This window comes from Amycolatopsis circi (assembly GCF_003385235.1).
Taxonomy (GTDB): domain Bacteria; phylum Actinomycetota; class Actinomycetes; order Mycobacteriales; family Pseudonocardiaceae; genus Amycolatopsis; species Amycolatopsis circi.
In genome coordinates, this window is the sequence record NZ_PQIA01000059.1 from 1 (window position 1) to 15,394 (window position 15,394).

Below are 15,394 nucleotides of genomic sequence, written 5' to 3' on the forward strand. Positions count from 1 at the left end.
AGGCTCGGCGACCCGCCCACCCGGCTCTCCCCGACGTCCGGCTCGCCCTGCGACCTCGCCAGGGCGTCCTCCGGCTGCATCGCCAGGCTGTCCAGCCGAGTCCCTGCGACGACCACCTGCTTCACCAGGCTCCGCCCGATAAGCCCCAGTCTCCCGACGTCGAGTGCCAGGCTCGACGCTCCGAGCATCTCCAGCGGCACCATCCACCAGCGAATCGGCATCCGGAGCACCATGCCGATTGCCGTCAGGCACCGCGCCGCCGAAAAGCGCACGTCCGCCCACCCGGGCAGCCCCCGAGCCATTCCCGCCATCAACGTCCGCACCGCTACCCCGGCGGTCCCCATTCGCCCGACGGCCTCCGGACAGCCCATCGTCGTCGCCCGAAGCACCGCGCCGGTTGCCGACGCCGTTGACCTGACTCCCCGGCGCCGGGACGTCCTCCGCTAGCCCGCTGGCTCCGTTCCTGCGCTCGGAACTATCAGCAGCCTCTCGACTGTGCCGATTGCCGACGCCATTGACTCGCCCATTCGCCAGGCCAGAGTTCGAGGCCGCGTCGTCTTCCACGACCTCGAGGTATCGGTTGCCGCGCCCTTTGGCCCGTCTGCCGGTCGAGTCGTCGTCGGCTGGCTCGCCGTGCCGGGAACCCACTCCGTTGACGTGCCCGTTCGCAGACCCGCCAGCTAGTGCGCCGTCGTCTCCGGCGGGTTCGCCGTGTCGGCTGCCAACCCCGTTGGCGTGCCCGTTCGTCGGTCCGCCAGCTAGTGCGGTGTCGTCTCCGGCGGGTTCGCCGTGCCGGTTGCCGCGTCCGGCAGCTGGTGCAACGTCGTCCGCTGGCTCGCCGTGCCGACCGCCAACCCCATCGCTGCGCCCGTCGCCTAGCGCGTCGTCGGCCGCAGGTTCGCCATGTCGATTGCCGAGCCGAGTAGCCCGTCTGCCAGTTGAGCCGGTGTCTCCGGTCGGCTCGCCGTGTCGGCTGCCAACCCCGTTGACCTGCCCGTTCGCCGGTCCGCCAGCTAGCGCGGCGTCATCTTCGGCAGACTCGCCGTGCCGACTGCCGAACCCATTGGCCCGCCTGCCAGCCGAACCGATGCCGCCTCCGGCTGGCTCGTTGCCAGCGCCGTTGACGCCCCCGCCCACCCATCCAGCAGTGGGTGCGGCGTCGTCTTCTGCCGCCTCGCCGTGCCGCCCGCCGAGCCCGTTGACCTGCCCGTTCGCCCGGTCGCCGCCCAGATCCGAGGCATCCCCCGGCCCAGCGTGCCGACTGCCGACTCCGTTGGCGTGCCCGTTCGCCCGCCGTCGGCCCGGCTCGGCGGGCAAACCCGCGCGACCGTTCGCTCCTGGGTAACCAGCGTCCGGCTCCGCTCGCCGTCGCCCTGGCTCAGGGCGGCCCGGCTCGGGGCGCTCGGCGTCCGCGCGGCGGCGGCCTGGCTCTGTCCGGCGGGTGCCGGGTTCCGCGAGCCTGCTCACCGGCTCCGCGTGCTGCGTCCCGGGCTCGTCGGCGAAGGCAGGGCGTTCTCCGGTGTGCCGAGCGACGACGTCGGACACGCTGATGCCGCCGTGAGTGTCCATCGAACGGCGGCGTCCGCCGCGGGGGCGTGCCGGAGTGTCGGAATGGCGACCGGTGCCGGGGGTGTTGCGCTCGTCGGGCACTCGGTCTCCTCTCGCACGTCAGGCGCCTGACTGGGGCGGCTTACCTTTGAACACCCGGCGGCTTCGCCGGGTCTCCCAGGACTCGTCGTACCGGGGGAGCTTTTCGTTATCGTACGGATACCCGCCGTTCGTGACGACACCCTCCCGGGAATTTCTTCACCATGCGTCGCCCTAAGGCGCACTGAAGCGGACGAACAGGTGAAGATCGGGTTCAGTGAATGGAGTAATCGCAGACGTGCGTTACTCAGAGTGCGTAATTACCCGTGCGGTCTCGCGGTCGTGGAAAGCGACCTTGTTGCGCCCGGCCCGCTTCGCGGCGTAAAGGAGATTGTCGGCTCGGTGGAGCTGGCGCGGCCCGGACCCGGTGCCGTGCGCGAGGCCGACGCTGATCGTAACCCGCAGGCCCGGCTGCAGTTCTGACCAGGGGTGACGGGCGACTCGCAGGCGCGCCGCGTCGGCGACCCGGACGGCGCCCCGGTGATCGATTCCCGGCAGGACGAGTGCGAATTCCTCGCCGCCGTACCGTGCGCAGAACGCATCGGCAGGCAGCCCCTCCTGCAGGAGATCGGCCACCCGGCAGAGGACGCGGTCGCCGAGAAGGTGACCGTACGTATCGTTCACGGACTTGAACCGGTCCAGGTCGACCAGGGCAACGGCCACCGCGGCCGGCAGTTCAGGCAGCCGCTGATCCAGGTAGCGACGGTTGTAGCTGGAGGTGAGCGGATCGCGCAGACTGCCCGCTCGTGCGATGTCCAGCGCGGAGCGCAGGTGCCGGTAGGCCCGCCGCCAGTCGCCGCGCGTCGCGAACAGGTCCGCGATGGACTCGTGCAGCGTGAGCAAGTCGGGTGCGGTATCCCCCGTTCCGAGCTCGTCGTCCGTCGCCACTCTGACCTCCGCCACTCCATCGTTTTCGTCGTAAAGGAGCGGCGGCTTGAGTCATCGGTACGTTCGAAGGTGAATTTCGCTCAAGTGGACGACGTACTTCCGCTGATGTCACGCAGCGCAGTTCTTCGCCTCAGAGCGCGGAGAAGGGCTTTTTGTCCTTGAGCTGCGCGAATTGATCACGGGCCCAGTAACTCGCGTCAGTCCCCGGATCTGTGATCCACCGTGTGTAATCAGCCCAGGAAATCCATCGCCAGCCACCTACTTCTTCGGGATTCGACTGCGGATCGACGTCCGTCCACGCGGCGAACACCGGGCAGAACTCGTTCTCCACGATCCCCTGGAAGGGCGGCGTGCGGTAGCGGTACGTGGGCAGCACGCACTCAAGTTCGTCGAGTTCGGGCAGCCCGAGTTCGTATGCGGCCCGACGGCGCACGGCGGTCTCCAACGCCTCAGCGGGAGCGGGATGACCGCACACGCTGTTGGTCCACACCCCCGGCCACACCTTCTTGTGCAGCGCGCGCTGGGTGATCAGCAGGGCGTTGTCCGAACGGCGCAGGACGTAGCAGGAGAACGCGAGATGCAGTCGCGTCTCCGCGTGATGACTGGCGAGCTTCGGCCCGGTCTCCCCGGTCGGCACGCCGTCCTCGGTCACGAAGACGACGCGTTCGGTTTCGGCTTCAGTGCTGGTGTCCACTCCGGATACTGAACACCACGCGGCTACCGGCCGATACCGCGAGCCGGGTGGCCGTTTCGCCCGATTCGAGTGTCGGGCCTTCACGCAACGCTCGAATCCCCATCCCGCCGGACACCCGACCGAACGACGCCGCAGGCCGGACCTGGCGTCACCGGCTGCCGAGATGCTCGACGATCAAGGAGGTCAATGCCTCCGGCGCTTCCTCCGCTACCCAGTGCGACACCTCCTCCAGCATCTCGAACCGGTACGGCCCGGTGCACCAATTCGCGGTATCGAGCGCGGCGGCGGAGCCGAAGGCGACGTCCTCTGTGGACCACACGTACATCGCCGGCACCGAGATCTTGCCGATCTTCCCGCCCGGCCGTCCGGCTCGGTACCAGTTCAGCGCGGCGGTCAGCGCGCCTGGTTCGGACAGCCGCTGCACGTACTCGTCGATCTTGCTCGGCGGGATTCGCCGATCGAAGATGTCGCGCAGCGCCTGGGCGTTGTCGGCCAGCATGCGCCGTTCGGTCGCGGGCGTCTGCCGCCACTCCGTCATATAGGCCGACCGGAGGTGCTGGTCCTCGTCGGTCCGCATCGCCTCGGCGAGCGCTCCGGGGTGCGGCGTGGACACCACGGTGAGGCTGCGCAGCCGCTCCGGGTGCTCGTCGGCCGTCCACCAAGCGACCGCACCGCCCCAGTCGTGGCCGACCAGGTCGAACTTGCTCCAGCCGAGCACGTCGGCCATCGCCACGACGTCGGACACCAGCGTCGTGATGCCGTATTCGGCCGGGCGCTCGGGCCGCACGTCCGGCGAATAGCCGCGCTGATCCGGCGCGATCGCGCGGTAACCGAGCACGCCGAGCGTCGCCACCTGGTGTTCCCACTCCACGGCCGCCTGGGGAAAGCCGTGCAGCAGCAGTACCGGGCGGCCGTCTTCGGGGCCGGCGGCGATTGCGTCGAAGGATCCCGCGTCGGTCGGGATCGTCAGCTGGTCGATCACGAGACGCACTCTACGGACCGCCACCGACAGTTTCGTCCGGTCTCACGCTGTCACTGTGATCTGCGCTATTCGGGAACAACTAAGTTGAGTCCTACGTTGGCAACTTTGCAAGGCTTGGTCAGCGCCTCAGCAGCTGGCCGCAGTTGTCCGAAAGGGGATTCGACAATGCTGATCCGCACCGACCCGTTCGCCCAGTTCGACCGCCTGACCCAGCAGTTCTTCGGTGGTCAGGGCACCGTGCCGCGCTCCGTTCCGATGGACGCCTACCGCGCCGGCGACGAGTACGTCATCCAGTTCGACCTCCCGGGCATCGCGCGCGACTCCATTGACGTGAGCGTCGAGCGCAACGTGCTCACCGTCCGCGCCGAGCGCGCGCCGGTCGCGGTTGAGGACGCGCAGGTCCAGGTGTCCGAGCGGCCGCGCGGCAAGTTCTCGCGCCAGCTGTTCCTCGGCGACACGCTCGACACCACGCGCATTGCCGCGGACTACGTCGACGGAGTGCTGACGCTGCGCATTCCGGTCGCCGAGAAGGCCCAGCCGCGCAAGATCACCGTCGGCGGCGCGCCGCAGGAGATCGACGCCTGAGGTCGTGAACCGAAGTTGTCCCCAGGTTGTCCACAGTGGGTTGTGGATAACCTGGAGACAACCTGTATCTACGCAGGTCAGCTGTGTACTTCCGGCCGCTCAGCTGGCTGCCGCTTGCGTACGAGAGGCGCGACGGTGCGGTTGAGGACGAAGTACTCCGCAACCACCACGCAGACCGTGATCGAACCCCACGCGCTCGTCGCATAGAGGTCGGCGAAGGTCAGCGTCGGGAAGATACCCTGCATCGCCGCGCCGATGCCGAGGAATCCGCGGAGCACGACTGCGGCGAAGCTCAGCGCGTAGTTGCGGATCATCGAGATGCGGTGGAGCTGGATCTGGCCTTGCCGGATGAAGGTGTAGCCGCGGTAGAGCGTGTAGAGCCATGCGCGGGATAGCAGGTAGAAGGCGATTTGCGTCGAGATGCCGTCGACCGAGAACGTCGCCGCCACGACTGCGGCCACCGCGGCGAAGATCATGCTCACCACGTAGATCCGCCCGAGCACGCGGTGCAGCTTCGGCTGTCGAGCGCGCAATGCCGTGGCGAACTGGAACGGCCCGATCAGCAGCACCAGGCTCGCGGGCAGGGCGTGCAGCACGATCGTCAAGTGATGCAGGGCGATTGCCCGGTTGAGCGGGATCCGGCTCAGGGACGGGTCGCCGGTCAGGTAGGTCGCGGCGGAGAACAGGGCGACGCCGACGGCGGACACTGCGACCGCGGCCAGGCGATCCGTCGACGGCTGCGACGGGAAACGGCGAAAGGCATCACGAAACTCCTGCTCGGACTGGATCTGTGCAGTGAGCGTCGCGTGGCGGTGGGGTGGCTGCGTCGGTGAGAATTGCGTAGAGCGGGCGGTACGCAATGCGCTCGCCGTGCCGAGGCTGCGGTCGCTGTTGTGCTGTGACCTCCGCAGCGCGCGGTGGAGTTTGCCCCGCAACGACGGAGTTTCCAGATCGGCTCGACCCGTGTGGCGAGCCTTGCTGGTCAGCCGCCGGAGTGCATGTCTTCGGCCTCGGGGACGCAATCGTCGTCCGGGTCGTCGAGCCAGCCGTGCGGGAGCGTCACCTTGCCCGGCGAGCCCTGGCGTCCGCGCGGGCCGGTGGCGGCTTCGGGGAAGGGGGCGTCGTGGTCGAGTTGGACGATCAGGTCGTCGAGCTGGTCCATCGACGAGAGCATCGCGAAGCCGCGCCGCAGCTCGGAGCCGACCGGGAAGCCCATCAGGTACCAGGCCATGTGCTTGCGAATGTCGCGCATCGCCTTGTCGTGGCCGTCGTGCTCGATGAGCAGTTCGGTGTGGCGGCGCAGGACGCGCGCGACTTCGCCGAGGTTCGGCCCCGCCGGGATCTCCCGCCCCTGGAAGGCGGCTTCCAGCTCGCCGAACAGCCACGGCCGACCGAGGCAGCCGCGCCCGACGACGACGCCGTCGCAGCCGGTCTCGGCGACCATGCGGAGCGCGTCGTCCGCGGTGAAGATGTCGCCGTTGCCCAGTACCGGGATGCTGGTGACCGCTTCCTTCAGCGCCGCGATCTTCGACCAGTCGGCCTGACCCGAGTAGCGCTGCGCAGCCGTGCGCGCGTGCAGGCTGACGGCGGCCGCACCCTCGGCCTCGGCGATGCGTCCGGCGTCGAGGAACGTCTGGTGGTCATCGTCGATGCCGACGCGGAACTTCACGGTGAACGGAACGCCGCCCTCAGCAGCCGCTTTCGCCGACTCGCGCACGATGTCCGCGAACAGCCGCCGCTTGAACGGCAGCGCCGCGCCGCCGCCCTTCCGCGTCACTTTCGCGACAGGACAACCGAAGTTGCTGTCCACGTGGTCGGCGAGGCCTTCGCCGACGATGATCCGGACGGCTTCGGCCATCGTCTTCGGGTCGACTCCGTAGAGCTGCATGGACCTGGGCTTTTCGTGCTCGCCGAAGGTCATCATGTGCATGGTGCCGGGGTGCCGCTCGACGACGGCGCGGGCGGTGATCATCTCGCACACGTAGATGCCGGCACCGTACTCCTGGCAGAGCTGCCGGAAAGCGACGTTGGTGATCCCTGCCATCGGAGCGAGCACGACGGGAGGATCGACCTGGTAGGGGCCGATCTTCAACGTGGGCACGCTCAACGTGGCAGTCACGCTTCCATTGTCGCCCGTGACGTACAGCACTCGCATCCGGGCAGCTCGGACGCTCGCGAGACCATCTCGTGTCCAGTCTTGAGTAGTGCTACGGATCCGATCACCGTGCCGTTTCGCCGACGATGTCCGGTATGACCACGGAAGCTGCAACGCTCCACCGCTTGGCCGGCGAACTGGACGACCTCGGCCGCCGCCTGACGCACGTAGGCACCGAACTCCGCGCGGTGCGCCTCCAGCCCGAGCCGGCCGCCGACCGGCCCGACGAGGCATCCGTCCCGGACTCATCCGCGGACTCCCAGGCGACGCCGGACGACCGGAGCAGTCAAGCCGAGCCAGCAGCGTCGACCTGGGAGACGTCGCAGACGGCCTACCCACCTGGCGTCGCTCAGCCCGCCAGCTCTGACCACTCGGCCGCCGCGCAGGGCTCTGCCAATGTGGTGGGCTCTCCCGACGCGCCGGGCCAGCCAGCCGAGGCCGGTCGCCTCGCCGAGTCAGGCCAGCCTGTCGGATCGGACGAACCTGGCCACCCTGCCGCACAGGGCTATCCGACCGCTCCAGGCCACTCGCCCGCCCCGGGCTACCCAGCTGCGCAGGGCACGGGTCCGTACCTGTACCCGGCCTACTCGGCCGCGCACGGTGCAGCGTTCCACCCCCACCCGGGCTACCACCCGTACAACCCTTACGCAGCACCGTATTCCGCCCAATCCATGGCCAGCGCGACCCACCCGTCAACGCCACAAGCCGGGACCGGCCAGTCCGTCGCTGACGATGCCGCAGCCGGACAGTCCGCCACCGCCCAGCCGGGCCACGGACAACCCGCCGCCGACCAGTTCGCCGCCGGACAGTCAGCCCAAGAACACCCGCAGGCAACTGCCCAACACCCGCCGTACGGCCAGCCGCCCTTCGCTCAATCGCCTTATGGCCAGCCGCCCTACGCCCCGCCGCGGTACACCCCATCTCCGACGCTCCGTGAGCGGCTCGGCCGCGAAGGCGCCGGTTCGCGACTGCTGGCGTGGATCGGAGGTGCGGTGACGTTGCTCGGGGTCGTCCTGCTGCTGATTCTGGCCATTCAGCGGGGCTGGCTCGCTCCGCTGCCGCGGGTGGCGGTCGGCGCTGCGTTCGGTGGGACCCTGGTCGGCGCGGGTGCGTGGCTGCACCGCAAACCGGCTGCGCGCACCGGAGCGTTCGCCCTTGCCGCCACTGGGATCGCGACGCTCTACCTCGACACCGTTGCTGCCACCTCCTTGTACGATTTCCTGCCGGTTCCCGCCGGGCTCGCGGTCGGCTTGGCGATCGCGGTGGGCGGGCTTTTGCTTGCGGTCAAATGGGATTCCTCTCTCCTGGCGAATGCCGTGGTGGGAGGTTGCGGAGTGTGCGCGCCCCTGATCACTTGGGGCTTCACCTACGAACTCGTGACGTTCCTTCTCATGATCCAGATCGCGACCGTTCCTGTCCAGCTTCGACGGTCATGGTCACCCCTTTCGTTTACTGCAGCCGTTCCGCCCTTGACAACGGCACTGATCGGTATCGGACTGCACACCATGCCGGTGTGGGCAGTGATTGTCGCCGGCGTCGTCAGCGCGGCGACTGCACTGATCACGTTGCGGCGCAACGATAACGAGCCCTACGCGCTGGCCGTGCTCGCTGTCGCCCCGCTGCCGATCCTGGTGGCCGCACTGCTTCTGCACCGGCCGGAATCCGTGCTCCTGGCGGGTGGAACGGCAGTCGTGCTCATCGCGACCTGGACCATCGTGCGGGGGAATTCCGGTACGGTCGCGGGAATCGCTGGTCTCGTCGCCGGAATGCAAGCGACCGTCACGCAGTTCGACGGCGGAGCGGTCCTCCTTGGCGAAGCGGTCGTGCTCGCCTTCGCGGCGAAGTTCACTCGAAACCGGTTCGCGCTAGGCGGTTCTCTTGCCTTCGCGGTGATCGGCGGACTGTTCGCGCTCGGCTCGGAGATCACCCCGGCCTTGCTGCTGCTCCCGCACTGGCATCCGCGCGATCTTCTCCTTTCCGCACTGGCCACTGCCGCGCTTCTGCTCGCTGCGGCGATCGCGTTGCCGTGGGCGGCAATTCGGCTCAACGTGGTGAAATCGGCCCGCCTTGCGCCTTGGTTGCCTGCCGGTTTGTGTGCGCTCTACGGCGCCGCTGGGCTGGTGCTGGCCGCGGCTATGCTCGTATCCCCTGGCCGCGGCGGTTTCCTGGTCGGCCACACCCTCGTCACGGTTTCCTGGACGGTGGTCGCGTTCGTCCTTCTCCTGCGCGGGATCGAGGTGGTCGCGTTGCGGATCGCCGGGCTGGTGCTGGTGGCCGCCGCAGTGGCGAAGCTCGTGTTGTTCGACCTTTCCGCGCTGGACGGTTTGGCGCGCGTTGGCGCGTTCCTCGGAGCCGGGGTGATCCTGCTCGTGGCGGGGGCGCGGTACGCCCGGGTCGTCGCGTCGCGCTGAACTTGCGAGAAGTCCCCCGATCCGGGGAATCGAGAAATATCTCGGATCGGGGGATTTTCCTTTTGCGGCAACAAAAATTAGTTGTCTGTGCGTCGGTCGGCGGCGGCTCGCGAAGGCCTCGGATCGGGCTGCTGGGACGGAACTGTCGGTGGCTCGTGGTTACCTGGGAAACCTACCGAGGAGGTATCCGACCATGACCTACACCCACGACCGGAAACTCGTTGAACGCGCAGGAGAATCCGTCGCATGGCTCACCACCGTGACCCCGAGCGGCCGCCCCGCGCCGCGGCCGGTCTGGTTCGTGCTCGACGGCGAAGACATCGTGGTTTTCAGCCGGCCTGGTACGGCCAAACTCCGGCACCTCGCGGCCAACCCGGAGGTGAGTTTCCACCTGAACAGCGACGAATACGGCGGGAGCATCATCGTCGTCAGCGGCCGCGCGCACATCGACGAGGCGAAAGCCTCTGAAGCGCCCGGCTATCTAGGGAAGTACCAACGGCATTACGCCGGTATCGGGTTCGCCGATCCGGCCGCGTTCGACGCCGACTACTCGGTTCGGATCCGGATCGTGCCGGAGAAGTCCTGGGGGGTTCTGAGGGCCGCTCCGGATTCAGAAGCCGACGTCCAGGCAGGCCAGCCGTCCACCCGCGGTTCCGGCGTGCCCAGGGTTGGTGTGGGTGCGGGTTTCGTGGATCACCACGGACCTCGCCCGTCGTCCGTCGAATGTCCAGTCCACAATGGAGGTTGCATGACCGATGCCTGATCGGTCGGTGGTGAAGTCGAGCCAAATCTCGTTGCGGGGGTTGGCGTAGGCCGGATCGACCGAAGGCTTCATCGGGTCCGGCACGTGCTGGAAGTGTCCGCCCGCGGCGTCACCGGTGGCGCCGCAGGAGTTCACGTGCGCGTGTGCACCGTATTCGTGCTGCGGCAGGAGGCCGCTGATCACCAGCACGGTCGTGGTGCCGACGCGACTGGCAGAAAGGGCGGAGACGTGCGCCCTGGCTCCGGTCGGTACGAGATCCGGGCGGTAGGTGACGGCTTGGCTGCCTGGTGCGTATGCCGCGAATGTGCCGTGGGCGGCGGTGAAGTGCAGTGGTGAGACCTTGGTCGGAGCTGCTGCGGCGGAGGTGGCCGAGAGGCTCGTGACGGAAAGACCGGCGGCGAGGGCCGCGGAAAGGAGCTTAGGGAGGAAACGCATGAAACTTCTCTAACCAGTCGGCGCGTGGCATGCCATGTTCTCCACTCGAACGTGTGGAAGCCGCCCGGATCTCGGGATGGCCTTGCGTGTGTGAGGTGCGTTGGGCCGCCCGATGGCGACGGCGTCGGGATCAGCCAGATTCAGGCGTGGGCCAGATTGAGCCGTGGGCGGGAGAGAGCTGCCGGATAGGTCTGAGCGCGGCTCGGACTCAACCGCGGGCGACGTCTCGTCTAGGTGCGATTGCTGGGCTGGAGTCGGGCTGGGTCTCGGTGCGGGTCTGTGCGCAAGCGCCGCGTGGGTCGTGTCCGGCTGCAGGGCGTGAGGCCACGGCCGCTGCTCGTGCGATGCTGGCCGTGGAGCGGCCGCGAGGGTGCTCGTGCTGGTGCGTTTCGAAGCACGCTTCCGCGGATGAGAGCGGGCTTGGCAGGCTGGAGGCGGCTCGGGCGGCAGCTATGGCGGACGTGGAGGTCGCTCGGCTGGCCTGGGTGAGTTTTCGGGCGTTGACGCGTTGGGTACTTGGCAGCGTGGCAGCGTCGGACTTGCCCGGCGATGCTCGAGTACTGGTGGAGCCTGAGATGCCTGACGACCCGAAAAGTGCCAGGGGGTTTGACGGCCGTCGCGCGGACGACCACGGACCGGCGGGTGCCAGCGGGTCAGGTGAGGCCGGTGGGCCGCCGGAGAGTGGCGGACCGGACGACGCCAGCGAGCAGGCCCGCAGGGGCGGGCCGACCGACGCCCGCAGGCAGGCCAGCAGTGGCGGATCGACCGACGGCGGGCTGGCGGGCGGTGGCGAACCGGCGCGATCCGGTGGATCGGCACAGGCCGGTGGACCGGCGCGATCCGGCGAACGGGGACAGGCCGGTGGACCGGTGCAGTCCCGCGAACCGGCGCGGGCCGGCGGATCGGCACAGGCCGGTGGACCGGTGCAATCCGGCGAACCGGTGCGGGCCGGCGGATCGGCGCAGGTCGCTGGTCCGTCGGAGGACAGCAGGTCGGCTGAGACCGGTGGGTCGACGCGGGCTGCTGGCCCGCCGGAGGTCGGCGGATCGGCGCGAGGCACCGGATCGTCGGAAGCCAGCGGGTCGGCGTGGGCCACCGGGACGTCGGAGGACAGCGGGTTGGCTGACGTCGGCGGGACGGCGCAGAGCACCAGGTCGGCAGAAGTCGACGACGACGTCGAGCACACTGGCGAGACGCGGAACCAGATGCTGCAGCGGAACGTCGGCGAGCTGTTGCAGGAGCTTCGGGTCGCGCAGGCGGGCGTGCAGATCCTCTTCGGCTTCCTGCTGTCGGTGGTCTTCACCGCCCGCTTCCACGATGCCAGCGGGTTCGAGAAGACGCTGCATCTGCTCGCGGTGCTCCTCACCGTGACGGCAACGGCGTTGCTGATCGCACCTGCGGCATGGCATCGGATGCTGTTCCGAACTGGGCGGCGGGAGCAGATCCTGCGGGTCGGCAACCGGGTCATGCTGGTTGGCTTCGGGTGCCTTGCCGCGGCGATCACGGTGACCGTGGCACTGATCGCGAAGGTCTCCTTCGGACCGGTTGCGATGGGACTCGTCGGCGGGCTGGCGGTGTTGCTGTTCGGGCTGCTGTGGTTTGCGGTGCCGGGCATGCTTGTCGGCGACCAAAGGCGACGCGACGGTCACTGAGCGGCGTCGATGCGTGCTGCAGTTTGTCCTGTGCAGGACAGAACGTCGTAAACGCGCAGCTGTTCATCGAGCCGTCGGCAATTGTTGCCGCTGCGGTTGGGGCTGGCCCCGTAGCTTCCTGCTCGTGACTGACTCTTCACGGCGGAACTTCCTGCGCGGTGCCGGAATCCTCGGTGCCGGTGCGGCGGTGTCCGCGCTTCCCGGCCTGAACGGGATCGCCGCGGCTGATCCCAGCGTCGCTCGTCGGCCGGACGGTGACAGTCCGCGGTTCACGATCGCGGTCATGCCGGACACCCAGTACCTCTTCGACGAGGACCGGGGCGACTCGACACCGGTGGACGCGTCGTTGTCGTACGTGCTGCGTCACGCACACGACGACAACGTTGTCTTCCTCGCGCACCTCGGCGACCTCACGCAGAACGGGCAAGCCCGGGAGTTCGCCGGCATCAGCCGGTCGTTCCAGGCGCTCGACCGGTTCCGGTTCCCGTACAGCACGCTCGCGGGCAACCACGACATCGACGGTTCCACTGACGACCAACGCGGCCGGACGCCGTACCTCGACGCGTTCGGACCGCAGCGGCAGCGGAACTCGCCGACTTTCCGCGGCTCCTCGAAGGACGGCTACAACACGTACCACGTGTTCCGGGCCGCTGGTCGGGAGTGGCTGGTGCTCGCGATGGACTGGCGTCCGTCGGCGGGCGGGTTCGCGTGGGCGAAGCAGGTTCTCGCCCAGCATCCGCGGATGCCCGCCATCCTGACCATCCACGAGCTGGTCAACTCCGACGAACAGGGCAAGGCGTTCCTGTCGGACTTCGGCAAGCAGGTCTGGGACGAGTTCGTCAACGAAAGCGACCAGATCTTCCTGACCCTCAACGGTCACTACTGGCCGCCGAGCCGTCTGGTGAAGCGAAACGCTGCCGGCCACGACGTGCACCTGCACCTCACGAACTACCAGGACCGCTACTACGGCGGCAGCGGCATGATCCGGCTGTACCAGTTCGACGTCGCCCGCGGGGTCATCGACGTCCGCACCTTCTCGCCGTGGCTTGACGGCCGTCGCGACCTCACCGAGCTTGAGCGCATCGAAGCCGAGCGCAGCACCAACGTCGACTACTTCAGCATCGACATCGACTTCGACAAGCGGTTCGCCGGTTTCGCGCCCGTTCCGGTGCCACCGGCCCGGCCGGTGAAGCCGCAGCTCGTGCCTGGCACCGTCGCCTACTGGCGGTTCGAGGGCGGTCGCGCGGGCGCGCCCGTTCCGGACAACGCGCTGATCAAAGACCTCACCGGCCGCGGCAACGATTTGCGCCGCATGACCGTGCCGGGCAGCGGGCCTGCCGCGTTGACCTACTCGGCGGATTTCGCGCCCCGCCAACCATCGCGGGCGAGCCTTCGGTTCGACGGCGCGCGCAACCCTGGGCGCGGCGCTTACCTCCAGACCGTCGACAGCGCACCGATGAACAGCTTGACCTTCCAGCGCGGCTACACGGTCGAAGCGTTCGTTCGCCTGCCCGAGGACTTTCGCGACGGCACCCACGGCTGGTGCGGCATCTTCGCGCGCCTCGGCAACGGCGGGGCGGCTGGGAAATCCGGCGACGACCCGAACGAATCGGCCGCGACGTTCAGCGTCTCGGACGGCGCGGAGCTGCAGTGGGCCGTGTTCCCGTTGAACCAGAACGGAATCTCGACCAACTGGGGCCACGAACTGCCGCTGGCGAAGTGGTGGCACGTCGCGGTCGTCAACGACGGACGGCGCAGCACGCTGTACGTCGACGGCTGCCCGCTGCTGCGCAATCCCAAGACGCCGGCGATCGGCCTGGCAAATCCGAGTGGCGGCTGGCTGGTCGGCGCGTCGTCGTATCGGGGCAAAGTAGAACGCAGCTTCTACGGCGAGATCGGCGAGGCCCGCGTGGTCGACCGGGCGCTGGCCCCGCGGGAATTTCTGCTGGGTTGATAAGCGGTCCCGATTGGCTGCTCGGCAATTGCGACCGCGAGCGCGGTTCGCGGAAGGCGGGCGCGACCGTGAGGGATTGGCGACTTGTTGGCGGAAGGTCGATACGGAATCCAGGGGCCGCTATTGCGATTGCGCAGCAGGCAAAATCGACTAGTGCGGCCGTTCGGAGGTATTGGCGTAACTGATGGCTTCGGCCAGTCGGTCTAATCGGCAAGGGACGGTAATAGTCATCCTGGCAGCAGCTTCGGAGCGACTCGTCCGCGAATTCGGTCCGGATGAGTGCCTTCCGCGGTGATTTTTTCGACGTCAGCACTGTGCCGATGAGCGGGACGGGCTTGCGCGGTGCTGACGCGTCGGAATTGTGGCGAGCGTTCCCTTGCCGGGGACTGGGGCAGGGAACGTCGGTGTGCGACCGAAGGCGGGTCAGCGGCGATGCTGGACCGAGCCTGGGGCTGAGATTCCGGGGCCGGTGCCTTGCTGGAACCGGTGTTTGGGCCGCAGTCCATTGCCTGGCCAGCACTGGTGCCGGTGGCTCGGCCGGTGCCCGTTGCCGGGACAGCGCCGATGCTGGTGGCTCGGGCTGGTGCCTGTCGCCGGGTCAGCGCCGATGCCGATGGCTGGGGTGGGGCTCGTTGCCGGGGCCAGCACGGGTGCTGGAACCGGTGGTCGAGCCGGGCCTGTCGCCGGGACCGGCGTCGTGGCCGGAACTGGCTGATCCTGCTTCGCCGCTGGCCCAGCGTCGTTGCTGGGACTGGCGACTTAGCCGCTTGGTCAGCGTCATTGCTGGGATTGGCGGCTGAGCCTGGTTTGTCGCCGGTCCAGCGTCGTTGCTGAAACTGGCGACTTAGCTGCTTGGCTGCTGGTCAGCGTCGTTGCTGGAGCCAGCCGTCAAGACGGAGCCGGGTGTCGCGCCAGCGTCATTGCTGAGAATGGTGGGCAGGTTGGAAGCCGGTGCTGGCCAGCGCCATTGCTGGGCCAGCAGTGGCGCTGGGATCTGCGCCGGAACTGGCGTTGGGACCGGAACCTGCGGTCAGAACGGACGCGTGGGCCGGAACTCGCTGCCGGAACCCGCGCCCGTGCCGGACTCCCGACGCCGGGACCAGCGCCTGTGCCGGATTCCCGACACCGGGACCAGCGCTGATGCTCGATCGGAACTCCGAAGCCGGAACCGGGCTTGTACCGGCTCCCGTCTGGTCCAGCCCTGAACTCGGCTGACCCGGCCCGGTGA

At 68.4% G+C, this 15,394-nt stretch carries 11 protein-coding genes and 1 pseudogene; 5 read left to right on the forward strand and 7 right to left on the reverse strand.

The genetic code is table 11. The features are described from left to right. The 4 genes from D0D37_RS47485 to D0D37_RS24030 form a co-directional block, all read right to left on the reverse strand. Positions 1–221: hypothetical protein (locus tag D0D37_RS47485; protein ID WP_208720113.1), on the reverse strand; the 221-nt coding region annotated here is incomplete at its 3' end. A gap of 1,669 nt (positions 222–1,890) precedes the next feature. Beyond that, positions 1,891–2,550, reverse strand: a complete 660-nt coding sequence (locus D0D37_RS24020; protein WP_162834441.1) for a GGDEF domain-containing protein — start codon at positions 2,548–2,550, stop codon at positions 1,891–1,893. Positions 2,551–2,665: 115 nt separating this feature from the next. Continuing rightward, positions 2,666–3,229: an isopentenyl-diphosphate Delta-isomerase gene (idi, locus tag D0D37_RS24025; protein ID WP_116202829.1), complete on the reverse strand. Its 564-nt coding sequence runs from the start codon at positions 3,227–3,229 to the stop codon at positions 2,666–2,668. A 148-nt stretch (positions 3,230–3,377) separates the two neighbouring features. Continuing rightward, on the reverse strand, positions 3,378–4,211 hold the full coding sequence (locus tag D0D37_RS24030) for an alpha/beta fold hydrolase (RefSeq protein ID WP_116202864.1): 834 nt from the start codon (positions 4,209–4,211) through the stop codon (positions 3,378–3,380). Between the two features lie 165 nt (positions 4,212–4,376). Here D0D37_RS24030 and D0D37_RS24035 point away from each other — a divergent pair, with 165 nt between their 5' ends. Further along, positions 4,377–4,796 (forward strand): Hsp20/alpha crystallin family protein, encoded by a 420-nt coding sequence (locus D0D37_RS24035; RefSeq protein ID WP_116202830.1) that lies wholly within the window; start codon positions 4,377–4,379, stop codon positions 4,794–4,796. 77 nt (positions 4,797–4,873) lie between these two features. Here D0D37_RS24035 and D0D37_RS24040 read toward each other — a convergent pair whose 3' ends face one another. Both D0D37_RS24040 and dusB read right to left on the reverse strand, forming a co-directional pair. Next, a complete protein-coding gene (locus tag D0D37_RS24040; RefSeq protein ID WP_162834442.1) occupies positions 4,874–5,731 on the reverse strand; it encodes a DUF2306 domain-containing protein in 858 nt (285 codons plus the stop codon). A gap of 47 nt (positions 5,732–5,778) precedes the next feature. Further along, positions 5,779–6,951, reverse strand: coding sequence for a tRNA dihydrouridine synthase DusB (gene dusB, locus D0D37_RS24045; RefSeq protein WP_116202831.1), 1,173 nt, complete (start codon positions 6,949–6,951; stop codon positions 5,779–5,781). A 95-nt stretch (positions 6,952–7,046) separates the two neighbouring features. Between dusB and D0D37_RS24050 the strand changes: the two genes are divergently transcribed. Both D0D37_RS24050 and D0D37_RS24055 read left to right on the forward strand, forming a co-directional pair. Then, positions 7,047–9,362 (forward strand): DUF2339 domain-containing protein, encoded by a 2,316-nt coding sequence (locus tag D0D37_RS24050; protein WP_167493563.1) that lies wholly within the window; start codon positions 7,047–7,049, stop codon positions 9,360–9,362. 193 nt (positions 9,363–9,555) lie between these two features. Then, positions 9,556–9,930, forward strand: a pseudogene (locus tag D0D37_RS24055) (TIGR03667 family PPOX class F420-dependent oxidoreductase); the annotation flags it as partial. 42 nt (positions 9,931–9,972) lie between these two features. Here the strand turns inward: D0D37_RS24055 and D0D37_RS24060 are convergent. Beyond that, entirely contained in the window at positions 9,973–10,560 is a 588-nt protein-coding gene (locus D0D37_RS24060; RefSeq protein ID WP_116202832.1) for a superoxide dismutase family protein, read from the reverse strand. A 1,118-nt stretch (positions 10,561–11,678) separates the two neighbouring features. Here D0D37_RS24060 and D0D37_RS24065 point away from each other — a divergent pair. Both D0D37_RS24065 and D0D37_RS24070 read left to right on the forward strand, forming a co-directional pair. Further along, positions 11,679–12,212, forward strand: a complete 534-nt coding sequence (locus D0D37_RS24065) for a DUF6328 family protein (protein ID WP_279630334.1) — start codon at positions 11,679–11,681, stop codon at positions 12,210–12,212. Between the two features lie 124 nt (positions 12,213–12,336). Beyond that, positions 12,337–14,166, forward strand: coding sequence for a LamG-like jellyroll fold domain-containing protein (locus D0D37_RS24070; protein ID WP_116202833.1), 1,830 nt, complete (start codon positions 12,337–12,339; stop codon positions 14,164–14,166). Positions 14,167–15,394: the final 1,228 nt, after the last annotated feature.

Excerpts from the sequence above, each read along its gene's own strand:
- D0D37_RS24035 (WP_116202830.1), top strand. The coding sequence starts at position 4,377 with ATGCTGATCCGCACCGACCCGTTCGCCCAGTTCGACCGCCTGACCCAG.
- dusB (WP_116202831.1), bottom strand. The coding sequence starts at position 6,951 with ATGCGAGTGCTGTACGTCACGGGCGACAATGGAAGCGTGACTGCCACG.
- D0D37_RS24050 (WP_167493563.1), top strand. The coding sequence starts at position 7,047 with ATGACCACGGAAGCTGCAACGCTCCACCGCTTGGCCGGCGAACTGGAC.
- D0D37_RS24060 (WP_116202832.1), bottom strand. The coding sequence starts at position 10,560 with ATGCGTTTCCTCCCTAAGCTCCTTTCCGCGGCCCTCGCCGCCGGTCTT.